This is a genomic window from Pseudoxanthomonas sp. PXM04, from assembly GCF_014851695.1.
In the GTDB taxonomy this organism is placed as follows: Bacteria; Pseudomonadota; Gammaproteobacteria; order Xanthomonadales; family Xanthomonadaceae; genus Pseudoxanthomonas_A; species Pseudoxanthomonas_A beigongshangi.
In genome coordinates, this window is sequence record NZ_JACVAG010000001.1 from 396,605 (window position 1) to 412,018 (window position 15,414).

Annotated in this window: 11 protein-coding genes; 7 read left to right on the plus strand and 4 right to left on the minus strand. The window is 65.7% G+C overall.

Going from position 1 to position 15,414, the window contains the following annotated elements; translation table 11 throughout:
* Window positions 1–2 precede the first annotated feature (2 nt).
* Genes rfbA through IB228_RS01915 form a run of 4 tightly spaced genes read left to right on the plus strand, consistent with a single transcriptional unit; the run spans window position 3 to window position 4,385 of the window.
* Window positions 3–890: a glucose-1-phosphate thymidylyltransferase RfbA gene (rfbA, locus tag IB228_RS01900; RefSeq protein WP_183643575.1), complete on the plus strand. Its 888-nt coding sequence runs from the start codon at window positions 3–5 to the stop codon at window positions 888–890.
* The gene (gene rfbC, locus IB228_RS01905; protein WP_192197415.1) at window positions 887–1,444 is read left to right on the plus strand and encodes a dTDP-4-dehydrorhamnose 3,5-epimerase; all 558 of its coding nucleotides are present in this window, start codon (window positions 887–889) and stop codon (window positions 1,442–1,444) included. The genes rfbA and rfbC overlap by 4 nt, the downstream gene beginning before the upstream one ends.
* Window positions 1,441–2,361, plus strand: a complete 921-nt coding sequence (gene rfbD, locus IB228_RS01910; RefSeq protein WP_183643568.1) for a dTDP-4-dehydrorhamnose reductase — start codon at window positions 1,441–1,443, stop codon at window positions 2,359–2,361. The genes rfbC and rfbD overlap by 4 nt, the downstream gene beginning before the upstream one ends.
* A gap of 41 nt (window positions 2,362–2,402) precedes the next feature.
* A complete protein-coding gene (locus tag IB228_RS01915; RefSeq protein ID WP_225562188.1) occupies window positions 2,403–4,385 on the plus strand; it encodes a S9 family peptidase in 1,983 nt (660 codons plus the stop codon).
* 55 nt (window positions 4,386–4,440) lie between these two features.
* Here IB228_RS01915 and IB228_RS01920 read toward each other — a convergent pair whose 3' ends face one another.
* Window positions 4,441–6,261 carry a peptide MFS transporter gene (locus tag IB228_RS01920; protein ID WP_183644793.1) on the minus strand — a complete coding sequence of 607 codons (1,821 nt, stop codon included), beginning with the start codon at window positions 6,259–6,261 and terminating at the stop codon, window positions 4,441–4,443.
* A 113-nt stretch (window positions 6,262–6,374) separates the two neighbouring features.
* On the opposite strand from IB228_RS01920, the gene IB228_RS01925 reads away from it, so the two are divergent.
* The 3 genes from IB228_RS01925 (at window position 6,375) to IB228_RS01935 (ending at window position 11,878) form a co-directional block, all read left to right on the plus strand.
* On the plus strand, window positions 6,375–8,345 hold the full coding sequence (locus tag IB228_RS01925; protein ID WP_183643565.1) for an oligopeptide transporter, OPT family: 1,971 nt from the start codon (window positions 6,375–6,377) through the stop codon (window positions 8,343–8,345).
* Window positions 8,346–8,455: 110 nt separating this feature from the next.
* Entirely contained in the window at window positions 8,456–10,522 is a 2,067-nt protein-coding gene (locus IB228_RS01930; RefSeq protein WP_192197416.1) for a S9 family peptidase, read from the plus strand.
* Between the two features lie 99 nt (window positions 10,523–10,621).
* On the plus strand, window positions 10,622–11,878 hold the full coding sequence (locus tag IB228_RS01935) for a DUF819 family protein (protein WP_192197417.1): 1,257 nt from the start codon (window positions 10,622–10,624) through the stop codon (window positions 11,876–11,878).
* A gap of 88 nt (window positions 11,879–11,966) precedes the next feature.
* Here the strand turns inward: IB228_RS01935 and IB228_RS01940 are convergent, their stop codons facing one another.
* From IB228_RS01940 to IB228_RS01950, 3 genes are all read right to left on the minus strand, one after another.
* The gene (locus IB228_RS01940) at window positions 11,967–12,833 is read right to left on the minus strand and encodes a hypothetical protein (protein ID WP_192197418.1); all 867 of its coding nucleotides are present in this window, start codon (window positions 12,831–12,833) and stop codon (window positions 11,967–11,969) included.
* A gap of 182 nt (window positions 12,834–13,015) precedes the next feature.
* Window positions 13,016–13,240, minus strand: a complete 225-nt coding sequence (locus IB228_RS01945) for a CstA-like transporter-associated (seleno)protein (RefSeq protein ID WP_141453696.1) — start codon at window positions 13,238–13,240, stop codon at window positions 13,016–13,018.
* On the minus strand, window positions 13,240–15,312 hold the full coding sequence (locus tag IB228_RS01950; RefSeq protein WP_183643552.1) for a carbon starvation CstA family protein: 2,073 nt from the start codon (window positions 15,310–15,312) through the stop codon (window positions 13,240–13,242). The genes IB228_RS01945 and IB228_RS01950 overlap by 1 nt, the downstream gene beginning before the upstream one ends.
* Window positions 15,313–15,414: the final 102 nt, after the last annotated feature.

Genomic DNA, 15,414 nt, shown 5'->3' on the forward strand with positions numbered 1-15,414 from the left:
GCATGAGCACACGCAAGGGCATCATCCTGGCCGGTGGAACCGGCACGCGCCTGTATCCCATCACCCAGGCCATCAGCAAGCAGTTGTTGCCCGTCTATGACAAACCAATGATCTACTACCCGCTCAGCGTGCTGATGCTGGCGGGAATCCGCGAAGTCCTGATCATCAACACGCCGCACGAACAGATCCTGTTCCGCAACCTGCTCGGGGATGGCTCACAGTGGGGAATGCGGATCGAGTATGCCGTGCAGCCCAGTCCGGATGGATTGGCGCAGGCATTCCTCATCGGCAGGGATTTTCTCGCCGGCGGACCCAGTTGCCTTGTCTTGGGCGACAACATTTTCCACGGACACGGTTTCAGCCAGATTCTCAAGCGCGCCGACGCGAGGACGGAAGGCGCGACCGTGTTCGGTTACTGGGTACGGGATCCGGAACGCTATGGCGTGGCCCGGTTTGGAGCGGATGGGACCGTCGTCGACATCGAGGAGAAGCCCGCCAACCCCCGGTCGAATTACGCGATCACCGGCCTGTACTTCTATGACGGCCGTGCCAGCGACTATGCCGGTTCACTGCGGCCGTCCTCGCGCGGTGAACTGGAGATCACGGATCTCAACCGCCGTTACCTGGAAGATGGCAGCCTGCACCTGGAGCCGCTGGGCCGCGGATATGCCTGGCTGGATACGGGTACCCACCAGTCGCTGCTGGACGCCTCGGCTTTCATCGAAACCATCGAAGCCCGGCAGGGACTGCGCGTCTGCTGTCCGGAGGAAATCGCCTACAGGAATGGTTGGATCGACGGCGAGCAATTGCGGCGTCTCGCGGCACCGTTGGCCAGAAACGGCTACGGCGAATACCTGCTGGCGCTGCTGGACCGGGGAATCGTCCCTTGAAGATCGTCGAGACCTCGTTGCCCGGTTGCCTGGTGATCGAGCCAGCGGTTTGGAGTGACGACCGCGGCTTCTTCTACGAAGCATGGAACGCCGAGCGGTTCGGCGAGCAGGGCCTGCCCACCCGTTTCGTGCAGAGCAACATATCCTCATCCACCCGTGGCGTCTTGCGAGGTCTGCATTACCAATGGCCGAATCCGCAGGGCAAGCTGGTCAGCGTGCTCGAAGGGGAGGTGTATGACGTGGCGGTGGACATTCGCCATGGTTCACCGCATTTCGGGCGCTGGGCCGCGGCGGTGCTGAGCGGGGACAACAAGAGGCAATTGTGGATTCCTGAAGGTTTCGCGCACGGTTTCGCCGTCCTCTCCGAACGAGCCACGTTCAGCTATCTCTGCACCGCCGGCTATGACAAGGCCAGCGATGCGGCCATTCGCTGGGACGATGCGCGCATCGGGATCGACTGGCCCATCCGTGAGCCCGTGCTCTCGGACAAGGATGCCGGTGCTCCCTTCCTGGATGATCTGGCCCCGGATCGGTTGCCCTTGTTCGCCGCATGAAAAAGATCCTGCTGCTGGGCGCCAACGGCCAGGTCGGCCATGAACTGAGACGCAGTCTGGTTCCGCAAGGCATGATCATTCCGGCGAACCGCACGGGGCTGCTGCCCGACGGCATGCCATGCGAAGTCGCCGATTTCGACCGCCCCGAATCCTTGCCCGCGCTGCTTGAGCGGCATCGGCCGGGAATCGTCGTGAACGCGGCCGCCTTTACGGTGGTGGATCGCGCCGAAGAAGATGTCGATGCCGCCTACCGCGCCAACGCGGAAGCCCCGGCCCTGCTCGCCGGTTATTGTTTTGAGCATGGCATCCCCCTGATTCATTACTCCACGGACTATGTGTTCGATGGCACGGGTGATCGGCCGTATCGCGAAGAGGATCCGGCCTCGCCGTTGGGCGTGTATGGCGCATCCAAGCGGGCGGGAGAAGTGGCCATTCTCGAATCCGGCGCTCCAGGCGTGATTCTCCGCACGTCGTGGGTCTACAGCGCTTACGGCAGCAATTTCCTGCAGACGATGTTGTGCCAGGCGCGTGAGCGCGCCGAACTACAAGTGGTCTCGGATCAACGGGGAACGCCGACCCCGGCCCATCTGGTTGCCGACGTGACCGCCGAGATAGTGGCTACGCATCCGGATGCTCAAGGGATATTGCATCTGACCGCCGCCGGCGAAACCAGCTGGCACGGATTCGCAGAGGCCATCCTGGCCGGTGCGCATCGCCGCGGACTGATTCCGCGCCTGCCGCGGGTGCTGCCGATTCCTTCTTCCGCCTATCCCACACGGGCTTCGCGCCCGGCCTATTCGCGGCTGGATACGGGAAAGCTGGAAGCGCTGCTGGGCCGGCCGATGCCCGCCTGGGAAACCGGATTGGAAGCGGTACTGGATCACATTTCCCCCGATTTGCCGTTAGACTCCCTGTAATCCGGCTTCTGCCGGATTTCAACCATGGGGGAACAATGAAAATGGGGAAATGGAAGTGGGCTGGCGTCGCGGCCGCGGTGGGGATGTCGTGCGCCGCGCAGGCCGTCGAGCTGATCCCGGTGCAGGATTTCGTCAAGCATCCGACCTACAGCAGCGTGAAGATTTCGCCCAATGGCGAATACCTGGCGATGACCGTCGACCGCGGCGACCAGGATGTCCTGACCGTGCTGCGGACCAAGGACCTGAGCATCGTCAAGATCAACCAGCTGCCGGAAGAAAAGAGCGTCGGCAGTTTCTACTGGACCTCGCCGGATCGCCTGCTGTTCAACTCGATCAAGAAGATCGGCAGCTATGCGCGGCCGTTCGGCACCGGTGAATGGTATGCCGTCAATGCCGACGGTTCGCAGCCGCGGCCGCTGATTTTCTACGGCACCCGCGATGCCACACAGCGTGGCAAGCAGGTCGGCAACGAGAGCTTCGACCTGCTGGACACGCTGAAGGATGATCCGGACAACGTCATGATGACCGCGATGTATGCAAGGTCCTCCACCGGCGCCGGAACCGAAATCGTGCTGATGGACACGCTGAGCGGACGTCGCAAGTCGCTGGCGCGCGCGCCGCGCGACGACTGCGGTATCGCGTTGGACGAGAAGAAGGAGCCGCGCTTCGCGGTCTGCTACGACCGCTATGACGAGGAAGGCAATTTCTCCGACGCGCACAACGAACTGTATCGGCGCGACGCCAGCGGCAAGTGGACGCTGATCAACAGTTCCAAGGCCAGTGGCAAGCGCATCGAAATCCTCGGCACCGCGGCTGACGGCACCGTCTACGCGACCCAGGGCGACGGCAAGAAGCCCTCGGCGTTCGGCACCCTCAACACCAACGATGGCAGCTTCACGGTGCTGCACCAGGATCCGGTGTCGGAAATCTCCACGCTGATCCAGGCCGCCGACGGCGACACCGTGATCGCGACGGTCACCGAGGCCGGCGCGCCGCAGGTCAAGCTGATCAACGAGGACCATCCGGACGCGGAGCTGTACGCCTCCCTGGCGGCGGCGTTCCCGGGCCAGTTCGTCGACTTCGCCAGCGCCACCCAGGATGGCAAGAAGATCGTCGTCTCGGTGCGCAGCGACGCCAACCCGGGCGAGCTCTACCTGTATGACCGCGACACCGGCAAGGCCCGGTTCCTGATGAAGAATCGCCAGTGGCTCGATGCCAGCAAGATGGCCTCGGTCAAACCCGTCAGCTTCAAGTCCCGCGATGGCCTGACCATCCATGGCTACCTGACCATCCCCAATGGGTCCGACGGCAAGAACCTGCCGATGATCGTCAACGTCCACGGTGGTCCGATGGGCCCGCGTGACGACTGGGGCTTCCAGTTCGAGAACCAGATGTTCGCCAACCGCGGCTACGCGGTGCTGCAGGTGAACTACCGCGGTTCCGGCGGCTTCGGCAAGGCGTTCGAGGAAATGGCCTACGGGCAGTGGGCCGACGGCATCATGAACGACATCCTCGACGGTACCCACTGGGCCATCCAGCAGGGCTACGCCAACAAGGATCGCATCTGCATCTACGGCGGCAGCTTCGGCGGCTATGCCTCGATGATGGCGCCGGCGCGCGAGCCGGGGCTGTACAAGTGCGCGTTCGGCTACGTGGGCAATTACAGCGCCGCGATCCAGATGAAGCTCAGCGACACCAGCAAGCGCGAGGACGGCATGAAGTACCTGATCCGCGCCTACGGCAGCACCAAGGCCGAGCAGGACGCGATGTCGCCGATCAACCACGTCGACAAGCTGAAGCTGCCGATCTACCTGGCCGCCGGTGCGCGTGACGCGCGCTGCCCGCCGGAACATACCGAGGCGATGGCCAAGGCGTTGACCGCGGCCGGCAATGCGCCGCAGGGCGTGATCATCCAGTCGGGCGAAGGACACGGCTTCTACAAGGAAGAGAACAACCTCAACCTGTACAGCAAGATGCTGGACTTCTTCGCCCAGCACATTGGTGGCAAGGGCGCGACCCAGTAAGGTCGTTCGACTCGCCTGCAATACCAGGACGGCGCCTCGCGGCGCCGTTCTTTTTTCAGTGAACCCCGTGCATCATCCGCCGGAGCAGTGGCGAGAACAGGAAGGCGATCAGGCCACAGCCCACGCCGATCGCGGTCATCAGCCAGAACAGGTCGGCATAGCGCCCGGCGGCGTCGGCCATGACCAGGCTGCCACCCTCGGGAATGTCGATGGCGGCGAGCTTGCCGAACAGCGCCGCCAGCGCTTCGGAGAAGGCGGTGGCGAGGAACCAGGTACCCATCATCAGGCTGACCACGCGCGGGACCGACAACTGGGTGACCGCCGACAGGCCCACCGGCGACAGGCACATCTCGCCGATTTCCAGCACCAGGTAGGCCAGCACCAGCCACCACACGCTGGCCATCTGTCCGCTTTCGCCGACGAGATGCGCGGCCCAGGCCAGCGGGATGAAGGACAGGCCGGCGATGACCAGGCCCAGTGACGACTTGAACGGTTTGGACGGATCCCGGCCACGCCGGCCCAGCCAGGCCCACAGCGCGGCGAACAGCGGCGCCAGCAGCACCAAGAACAACGCGCCGAGATAGGTCAGCGAGCCGGCGGTCTGCGGCAGCACCACGCAATCGCGCAACAGGAAAACCAGCATCAACACCACCACCGCGATGAACACGGCACGCGGCGCGGAGGAACCGGGATCGCGATCGGACAGCCGCGCGGCAATCACGAAACCCAGCGGCGCCAGCAGCAGCGACCAGGTCGACCAGGGCGCGCGCGCCAACAACGTGATCGCATCCGCACCCCAATGTCCGCTCCAGTTCACCGCCAGGGGCGCCTGCACCAGTGCGGGGACGACATCCTTGGTCAACAGGCGATCCGTGAAGGTCACCCATGAACCGTAGGTCTGCTCGTAGAGGGTGAAGAAGATCAGCGCCATGAAGATCAGCGCCATCAGCGCGAGCATCTGTTGCCGCTGCACCGGCGTGCACTGGGTCGACAGGAACCAGCCGAACCACGCCAGCACGCAAGCCAGCACCGCCAGCATCAACAGCAGCGCCAGCGAGATTTCGCCACCCAGCGAGAACGCGCCGTTGGCGGCGGCCCACATCAGCCATGCCACGGGTAGCACGCCCAGCAGCGCGCCGAGGTAGATCAACCACTCGCGCGGGATGCCGGCGACGCGCTCGCGCAGTTGTTCGGGTATGGCTGGTTCGGCATGGCCGTGCAGGTATTTCTGGCCCCACAGGAACATGCACAGGCCCAGCAGCATGCCGATGCCGGCGGCGCCGAAGCCGTAGCGCCAGCCCAGGGTTTCGCCCAGGTAGCCGCAGACCAGCGAGGCGAACAGCGCGCCCAGGTTGATGCCGGCATAGAACAGGCTGAAGCCTGCGTCGCGGCGCGAGTCGTTCTCGGCATAGAGCCGGCCGACGATGGTGGAGATGTTGGGCTTGAGGAAGCCCACGCCCATGATGATCAGCGCCAGCGACAGGTAGGTGATGCGCAGCGAGCCCTCGTCTCGAACGACGCCGCCGTCCACGTAGGTGGCGGCATGGCCCTCGAACGCCATGCCGACATGGCCGGCAACCAGCAGCAGGCCGCCGAACACCACCGCCTTGCGCATGCCCAGCCAGCGATCGGCCAGCACGCCGCCGATGACCGGGATGCAGTACACCAGTCCCCCGTAGGCACCCAAGAGATCCAGGCCGGCCTTGTCGCCGAACAGGTGGTACTTGGTCAGGTAGAGCAGCAGCAGCGCCTTCATCCCGTAGAAGGAAAAGCGCTCCCACATCTCGGTGAAGAAGCAGATGTAGACGCCCTTGGGATGGCCGAGGAAGTCCTCGCGGGCGGGCAGGGGCGTGGCGGAAACGGAGGCTTGGGCCATGGGCGGACGGGCGATGCGGAACCGGCCGAGTATAGCCACGCGGACCTTTCCGGCTGGACTTGCCGGGGCGTAGCCGATAGTTTGTCGGGCTTCTGTATCCCCGGAACCGCGTCATGAACCAGGCTGCGACGCCTCAACTTACCTTTCGTGCCGTGCTGCTGGCCGTCGTGCTGGCGGTCGTCCTGTCCGCCGCCAACGCCTACCTGGGCCTGTTCGCCGGCCTGACCATCGCCACCGCCATCCCGGCCGCGGTGGTGTCCATGGGCGTGCTGCGGGTGCTGGGAGGCGGCTCCATCCTGGAGAACAACATCGTTCAGACCGGCGCCTCGGCCGGCTCGTCGATCGCCGCCGGTGTCATCTTCACCATCCCGGCGCTGGTCATCATGGGCTACTGGCCGGACTTCAAGTACTGGTGGGTGCTGGGCATCGCCGGACTGGGCGGATTGCTGGGCGTGCTGTTCTCGGTGCCGCTGCGCCGTTCGATGATCGTCGAGGACCCGCTGCCGTTCCCGGAAGGCAAGGCCGCTGCGGAAGTGCTCAAGGCCGGTGACAACCCCGGCCCGGGCCTGAAGATCCTGGCCCTGTCCGGCGTGATCGGCGCGGTGGTCAAGCTGGCCGCGGCCAGCGGCCTGCGGATGATTCCGGATACCTGGACCCAGTCGGCCTACGTCGGCAGCTCCAAAGTCACCGCCTTCCTTGGCACCAACCTGTCGCCGGCGCTGCTGGGCGTGGGCTACATCGTCGGCTTGAACGTCGGCATCGTGGTGCTGTCCGGCGCGGTGCTGTCCTGGCATATCGCCATCCCGCTGTACCAGGCGTTCTTCATCGGTTCGGATCCGGATCTGGCGGCCTCGATCGCCAACGCCGCCTCCGCCGACGCGGCGTTCGCCATCTGGGGCGCCAAGGTCCGCTACCTGGGCGTGGGCGCGATGCTGGTCGGCGGCGTGTGGACGCTGTTCTCGCTGCGCAAGTCGCTGCTCAAGGGCATCAAGAGCGGCTTTGCCGCGGCGCGTAGCAGCGGTGCCGGTGGCCAGGCGCTGCTGGAGACCGAACGCGATCTGCCGATGAAGTGGATGCTGGTGGCCCTGGTGGTGTTCACCCTGCCGCTGCTGGGCCTGTACCAGGCCATCGTCGGCCAGTGGCACGTCAGCGTGCCGATGACCCTGATCATGATCGCGGCCGGCTTCCTGTTCGTGAGTGTTTCGGCGTACCTGGCCGGCTTGATCGGTTCCTCCAACAACCCGGTTTCGGGTATCACGATTTCCACCATCCTGTTCGCCTCGGCGGTACTGGTGCTGTTGCTGGGCAAGAGCGGCATGTCGCCGGTCGGAGCCGGCGGCGCCCCGCTGGGCGCGGTCGCGGCGATCATGATTGGCGCGGTGGTGTGCTGCGCCGCGGCAGTGGGCGGCGACAACCTGCAGGATCTCAAGGCTGGCTACCTGGTCGGCGCGACTCCGTGGAAGCAGCAGTTGATGCTGGGCATCGGCGCGTTCTCCTGCGCGCTGATCATGGCGCCGGTGCTGAACCTGCTGGCGCAGGCCTACGGCATCGGCGCGCCGACCCCGGAGCATCCCAATTCGCTGGCCGCGCCGCAGGCCAACCTGATGGCGTCGGTGGCGCGCGGCCTGTTCGGCGGCGAACTGCCGTGGGCGATGATCGGCATCGGTGCGGTGGTCGGTGCGCTGGTGATTGCGTTCGACGAATGGCTGAAGTCGCGCAAGGCCCGCTTCCGCGTGCCGGTGCTGGCCGCGGCGATCGGCATCTACCTGCCGCTGGAATTGATGGTGCCGATCTTCCTCGGTGGCCTGCTGGCTCACCTGGTGGAACGTTTCCACAAGGTCCGCGCCGACGACGAGGAAGGGCGCGATCGCGTGCATCGCCCGGGCGTGCTGTTCTCGGCCGGCCTGATCACCGGCGAAGCGCTGATGGGCATCGCCATCGCGATTCCGATCGTCGCCTCGGCCCGCGCCGACGTGCTGGCGCTGCCGGAAGCCTGGCACTTCAGCCAGTGGATCGGCCTGGCCGTGCTGGCGGTGGTCGGCTGGCTGCTGTACCGGACCGGCCAGCGCGGCGAAAAGGCCTGAAACCGGCGCCTGGCCGCGCCATAGCGGCGCAGGGGCATGACCTCATGCCTTTGCGCCGGGCCGCCGTATCGGCCTAACATCGGGGTTTTCCTGTTTGCCCGGAGCCCCGGATGAAATTGCGTCTCGCCGTACTGCCCCTCTGCCTGCTGGCGACCCTGCCGGCGCTTGCCGCCCAGCGGGGCCTGGACATCCGCGATCTGGCCGCGCTGGATCGCGTCTCCTCGCCGACGCTGTCGCCGGATGGCCGCGCGGTGGTGTTCGCCAAGCGCCAGATCGACAAGGAACTGACCAAGGCCGGCAGCGCGCTGTACGTGCGCAACCTGCTCACCCGCGACCTGGCGCCGCCGAAGCGGCTGACCCCGGAAGGCTGGAACGTCAATTCCCCATCCTTCTCGGCCGATGGCCAGACGGTCTACTTCCTCAGCGGCAAGTCCGGCAGCCAGCAGCTGTACGCCATCCCGACCAGCGGCGGCGAGCCGCGCCAGCTGACCGGGTTCGCGCTGGACGTGGGCAGCTACAAGATCTCCCCGGACGGCAGCCGCATCGCCTTCAGCGCCGACACCTTCGCCGACTGCAAGGCCGACTTCGCCTGCACCCGGAAGAAGCTTGAAGCCACTTCCGCGAAAAAGAACACCGGCGTGCTGTTCGACAACATGTTCGTGCGCCATTGGGACACCTGGGCCGATGGCCGTCGCAGCCGCCTGTTCGTGGCCGCCTTGCCGGCCGCCGGCGCCCAGCCGGTCGCCAGCGCGACCTCGCTGACCGACAGCCTGGATGGCGACGTGCCTTCCAAACCGTTCGGCGGCGCCGATGAATACACCTGGGCGCCGGATGGCAAGTCGCTGGTCGCCAGCCTGCGCGTGCAGTCCAAGGGCGAGCCGTGGTCGACCAACTTCGATCTGTATCGCCTGTCCGCCGACGGCCAGGGCACGCCGGCCAACCTGACCGCCGCCAACCCGGCCTGGGATACCGGTCCGGCATTCAGCGCCGATGGCAAGACGCTCTACTACCGCGCGATGAAGCGCCCCGGCTTCGAAGCCGATCGCTTCGCGCTGATGGCGATGGATGCCGCCGGCGGCGCGGCGCGCGAAATCGCCGCGGACTGGGATCGTTCCGCCGACGGCATCACCCTCTCGGCCGACGGCAAGCGCATCTACACCACCGCGCAGGACATGGGCGAGCATCCGCTGTTCGTCGTCGACATCGCCAGCGGCAAGGCGGAGAAGGTGATCGGCAACGGCAGCATCTCCGCGTTCGAGATCGCCGGCGACACCCTGGCTTTCACCCGCAATTCGCTCAAGAGCGGCGACCAGCTGTTCACCACTTCGCTCGCCGGCGCGCCGGAACGCGCGATCACGTCCAGCGCGCAGGACATGCTGAAGGATGTGTCGTTCGGCGACTTCGAGCAGTTCAGCTTCAAGGGCTGGAACGACGAGACCGTGCACGGTTACGTGGTCAAACCGTACAACTACCAGGAAGGCAAGAAGTACCCGGTGGCGTTCCTGATCCACGGCGGTCCGCAGGGCAGTTTCGGCAATGGCTGGAGCTACCGCTGGAATCCGCAGACCTACGCCGGCCAGGGCTATGCGGTGGTGATGATCGACTTCCACGGCTCCACCGGCTACGGCCAGGCCTTCACCGACGCGATCAGCCAGCATTGGGGCGATCGCCCGCTGGAGGATCTGCAGAAGGGCTGGGCCGCGGCGCAACAGAAGTATTCCTTCCTCGACGGCAACAAGGCCTGCGCGCTGGGCGCCAGCTACGGCGGCTTCATGGTCAATTGGATAGCCGGCAACTGGAACCAGCCGTGGAAGTGCCTGGTCAACCACGACGGCGTGTTCGACCAGCGCATGATGGGCTACTCCACCGAGGAGCTGTGGTTCACCGAGTGGGAGCAGGGCGGCACGCCGTACGCGGTGCCGGCCAATTACGAGAAGTTCAATCCGGTCAACCACGTCAAGGACTGGAAGGTGCCGATGCTGGTCGTGCACGGCCAGCTCGATTACCGCATTCCGGTCGAGCAGGGCCTGGCGGCGTTCACCGCGCTGCAGCGCCAGGGCATCAAGTCGCAGTTCCTGTACTTCCCGGACGAGAATCACTGGGTGCTGAAGCCGCAGAACAGCGTGCAGTGGCATGACACCGTCAACGCCTGGCTGAAGCAGCATATCGGCCAGTGACGCACGCAGGGCACGCCGCGATCGCGGCGTGCCCTTTTTTCGTGCCAGGGAAACGGCTGGGCCGGGGGCACGCTTTCATCACCAGGGGAGACATACCGGATGGCGGCAGCAGGCACCGGCGGCGCACTCATCACCAACGACATCATCGTGTTCGGCCTGATCGCGGCCACCCTCGGCGCGATCTTCTGGACCTCGAGCAGCGAGAACCGCTTCCTGCGCAAGTTCTACGGTTTCGTGCCGGCGCTGCTGCTGTGCTACTTCATTCCCGGCGTCTACAACACCATCGGCCTGATCGATGGCGAGAACACCAAGCTCTACAACCCGGTGGCGCGCGACGTGTTCCTGCCGGCCGCGCTGGTGCTGCTGACCCTGAGCATCGACCTGAAGGGCATCCTCGGCCTGGGCTGGAAGATGCTGGTGATGTACGTCGCCGCGGTGCTGAGCATCATGCTGGGCGCGGTGGTGGCCTTCAAGCTGATGGGCTGGTTCCATCCCGAAACCGTCGCCGGCGACACTTGGGCCGGCATGGCCGCGCTGGCCGGCAGCTGGATTGGCGGCGGTGCGAACATGCTGGCGATGAAGGAGATCTTCGAGGTCAACGCGACCACTTTCGGCCAGTTCGCCGTGGTCGATGTCGGCGTCGGCTACGTGTGGATGGCAGTGCTGATCTTCTTCGCCGCCCGCGCGCCGGCGCTGGATCGCCATAGCGGAGCAGACACTTCGGCCATTGACGAGCTGCGCGAGCGCATCGCCAGCTACCAGGCCCAGCATGCACGCATTCCCACGCTCACGGATCTGATGGTGCTGGGCGGCGTTGCCTTCGGCACCGTTGGTCTGGCACATGCGGTCGCCGCGCCGCTGGCGGACTGGTTCGCTGCCAACATCGCATGGTCACCGATGGTGAGCCTGGACAAACCGTTCGTGTGGGTGGTGCTGCTGGCGACCTTCGCCGGTCTGCTATTGAGTTTCACCCGCATGCGCACGCTGGAAGGCGTGGGCGCGTCCAAGTGGGGCTCGCTGTTCCTGTATTTCCTGATCGCCTGCATCGGCATGCAGATGGATCTGCTGGCGCTGCTGGAACGTCCGTGGCTGTTCCTGCTCGGCGTGATGTGGATCGCAGTGCATATCGTGCTGCTGTGGGGCGTTGGCAAGCTGCTGCGCACGCCGTTCTTCTATTTCGCGATCGCCTCGCAGAGCAATATCGGCGGTCCGGCTTCGGCACCGGTGCTGGCCACCGCGTTCCATCCGGCGCTGGCGCCCGTGGGCGTGCTGCTCGGCACGCTGGGCTACGCCACCGGTACCGGCGCGGCCTATCTGGTCGGCATCATCCTGCGCGCGATGGCGGGGCAGGGATAGCCGGAGGCCGCCGGCCATGCGGATACTGGACCCATGAAAAAACACGGCGGCCATCAGGCCGCCGTGTTTTTTTCAGGGGTATCGCGTTTCAGTTCAGCGGGCAACCCTGGTTGTTGTAGGCATCCAGGGTGGCGGACAGCGAGATCATCACGTCGCGATCGCCACTGTCCAGCGCGAAGGTGACCTGCTGGATCACCTGGGCGGTGGTCAGCGGGAAGTCCACGCCCGACGATGCCGCGTTCAACAACGATGCCACCGCCTGCTTCAGCAGGATGCGCTCGCCGCCATCCACGCCCGGGCCGCCCTGGAAATTGAGCGCGGTCAGGAAGGTCACGTCGGGCGCGCTGCTGCCGAAGTAGCTCTGCAGTGACGTGTTGATGGTGAACGGTGCCGGCCAGGAATCGTGGTGCTTCTTGACCTTCCAGTAGCCCAGCGTGCAACCCTCGAAGCCGGTCTGATCCGGCATGGAGTAGCAGAAGCTGGCGCGGCTGATGTGCGGATACGGATTGTTGGTGAGGATGGTGAATCCCGGCGCGGCGGGCAGGTGCAGTCCGGCGTCGCTGGTGACCGGCGGATCGTAGCTGTAGAGAACGCCGCCGTTATCGTCGCTGATCGACACGCTGTGGATGGATTGCCCGGTGCTCAGCTGCTCCCAGTACAGCAGCCAGCCGCTGGTGGATTCGAAATGGATGGTATCCACGGTCAGGACACCGTCGGTGTGCGCCTGCACGCCGTCCGGCAGCGGATTGATGACCAGTTCGCTGAGGATGCCGGCGGTATCGAAGTCCTTGCAGCTCAGGCCGACGTCGACCGGCGTCGGCGTGCCGATGGTACCGGTGGCGTGGGCGGGCATTGACAGCACCAGGCCGAGCGCGGCGGTGGCGGTGACGGTGGACAGGAACCTGCGGAAGGATGTGAGCGTGCGCGCCGGTTTGCGGCGGGACGGTGCATTCATGGCGAACCCCTTTGGCGTCGAGTGAAACGGCGGCTACGCGGCGCGCAGTTCCGTTGGTGTCTGGGGAAACGCCGGGCCGTCGGCGATACGGCCAGCGCATGTCGGTTCAGCCGATGAGCGGTCGATGGAAACAGAAAGGGCGGGACCTGATGGTCCCGCCCCGGCCTGGAACGGAAAAGGCCTCAGCAGCAGCGGAAGCCGCTCCTGCCGCCGTAGCGCGCCTCCTGGCGCTCGCGGAAGAAGGTCCGGTAATCCATGATCTCGCGATCCGGGTGCTTCTCCAGCATGTGCCGGACATAGTTGTCGTAGTCCGGCACGCCACAGCACAGCCGCGCCGTCTGCACCAGCCGGCGCCACACCCGGCGGTGCATCTGGTAGTGGCTGACGGGAACGAGCGCGGTACCCATCACAGGTTCGCCAGTTGCTGCGGATCGACCTGCACGTAGGGCGTCTCGCGATCGGTGCGGACCGTGCTGCGGCGCGCGGCGAGGATGGTCTTGATCGAGTAGATCAGGATCGCCGCGACCACGAACAGGAACAGTGCGGTCAGGCCGGTGTTGACGTAGGCGTTGACCACGATCTTGTGCATCTCGCCCATGTTCTGCGCCGGCGCGGTGACGGTGTTGGTCGCGATGGCGGCCTGGTACTTGTGCGCCTGCGCCAGGAAGCCCTGCGCCGGATTGCTGTCGAAGATCTTCAGCAGGCCGGCGGTGGTCGTGCACAGCAGCAGCCACACCGCCGGAACCGCGGTGACCCAGGCGTAGCGATCGCGCTTCATCTTGAACAGCACCACCGTGCCCAGCATCAGCGCGATGCCCGCCAGCATCTGGTTGGAGATGCCGAACAGCGGCCACAGGGTCTTGATGCCGCCGAACGGATCGGTGACGCCGGTGTACAGCAGGTAGCCCCACAACGCCACGCAGCCGCCGGTGGCGATGATGTTCGCGGTCCAGGACTCGGTGCGGCGCATCGCCGGGACGAAGTTGCCGAGCAGATCCTGCAGCATGAAGCGCCCCGCGCGGGTGCCGGCGTCGACCGCGGTCAGGATGAACAACGCCTCGAACAGGATCGCGAAGTGGTACCAGAACGCCATCGTGTCTTCGCCGGGAAGCACGCTGTGCAGGATCTGGGCAATGCCCACCGCCAGGGTCGGCGCGCCACCGGCACGGTTGAGGATGGTGCTTTCGCCGATGTCCCTGGCCGTGGCCGTGAGCACGTCCGGGCTGATCGCGAAGCCCCATTCGCTGACCTTGGCGGCCACCGCGATCACGTCCTTGCCGACCGCGGCCGGCGGCGCATTCATCGCGAAGTACACGCCCGGCTCGATGATCGAGGCCGCGACCAGCGCCATCACCGCGACGAAGGACTCCATCAGCATGCCGCCGTAGCCGATGTAGGGCATGTGGCGCTCGCTGGCCAGCAGCTTGGGCGTGGTGCCGGAGGAAATCAGCGCATGGAAGCCGGACACCGCACCGCAGGCGATGGTGATGAACAGGAACGGGAACAGGCCGCCGGTCCAGACCGGACCCATGCCGGTGCGGGCGTACTCGGTCACCGCCGGCATCTTCAGATCCGGCATCACGATCAGGATGCCGATCGCCAGCGCGACGATGGTGCCGATCTTGAGGAAGGTGGACAGATAGTCGCGCGGTGCCAGCAGCAGCCACACCGGCAGCACCGAGGCGATGAAGCCGTACGCGACCATCATCCAGGTGATGGATTCCTTGGAGAAGGTGAACGCCGGCCCCCAGGTGGGATCCGCGGCGACCTTGCCGCCCAGCCAGATCGCGCCCAGCAGCAGGAGCAGGCCGACCACCGAAATCTCGCCGATCCGGCCGGGCCGGATGTAGCGCATGTAGATGCCCATCAGGATCGCGATCGGCATGGTCGCGGCGACGGTGAACATGCCCCACGGACTTTCGGCCAGCGCGTTGACCACCACCATCGCCAGCACCGCCAGGATGATGATCATGATCAGGAAGGCGCCGAACAACGCGATGGTGCCGGGAATCGGCCCCATTTCCTCGCGCACCAGGTCACCCAGCGAGCGCGCGTCGCGGCGGCTGGAAATGAACAGCACCATGAAGTCCTGCACCGCGCCGGCCAGCACCACGCCGACCACCAGCCACAACAGGCCGGGCAGGTAGCCCATCTGCGCGGCCAGCACCGGGCCGACCAGCGGGCCGGCACCGGCGATGGCGGCGAAATGGTGGCCGAACAGCACGTGCTTGTTGGTGGGCACGTAATCCAGGCCGTCGTTGCGCAGCACCGCCGGCGTGGCCCGAGTGGGATCCAGTTGCATGACCCGGCTGGCGATGAACTGCGCGTAGAAGCGGTACGCGATCAGATAGATCGAGACCGCCGCGGTGACGATCCAGATCGCGTTGATGTGCTCGCCCCGGCGCAGCGCGACCGTGCCCAGCGCGAATGCGCCGAGTACGGCCAGCGCCGCCCAGCCGAGTTTCGACAGACCTTTCATGAATCCACCCTCCACGGAGACTGCCGCTAGAGTCCTCCGATGCCGGGGGAGGGTCAATCCGTAAGCCGGATTCCCGCCTTCGACTTTGGTCGAAACCGGCCG

Excerpts from the sequence above, each read along its gene's own strand:
- IB228_RS01940 (WP_192197418.1), bottom strand. The coding sequence starts at position 12,833 with ATGAATGCACCGTCCCGCCGCAAACCGGCGCGCACGCTCACATCCTTC.
- IB228_RS01935 (WP_192197417.1), top strand. The coding sequence starts at position 10,622 with ATGGCGGCAGCAGGCACCGGCGGCGCACTCATCACCAACGACATCATC.
- IB228_RS01950 (WP_183643552.1), bottom strand. The coding sequence starts at position 15,312 with ATGAAAGGTCTGTCGAAACTCGGCTGGGCGGCGCTGGCCGTACTCGGC.
- IB228_RS01930 (WP_192197416.1), top strand. The coding sequence starts at position 8,456 with ATGAAATTGCGTCTCGCCGTACTGCCCCTCTGCCTGCTGGCGACCCTG.
- IB228_RS01915 (WP_225562188.1), top strand. The coding sequence starts at position 2,403 with ATGGGGAAATGGAAGTGGGCTGGCGTCGCGGCCGCGGTGGGGATGTCG.
- rfbD (WP_183643568.1), top strand. The coding sequence starts at position 1,441 with ATGAAAAAGATCCTGCTGCTGGGCGCCAACGGCCAGGTCGGCCATGAA.
- IB228_RS01945 (WP_141453696.1), bottom strand. The coding sequence starts at position 13,240 with ATGGGTACCGCGCTCGTTCCCGTCAGCCACTACCAGATGCACCGCCGG.
- rfbA (WP_183643575.1), top strand. The coding sequence starts at position 3 with ATGAGCACACGCAAGGGCATCATCCTGGCCGGTGGAACCGGCACGCGC.
- IB228_RS01920 (WP_183644793.1), bottom strand. The coding sequence starts at position 6,261 with ATGGCCCAAGCCTCCGTTTCCGCCACGCCCCTGCCCGCCCGCGAGGAC.
- IB228_RS01925 (WP_183643565.1), top strand. The coding sequence starts at position 6,375 with ATGAACCAGGCTGCGACGCCTCAACTTACCTTTCGTGCCGTGCTGCTG.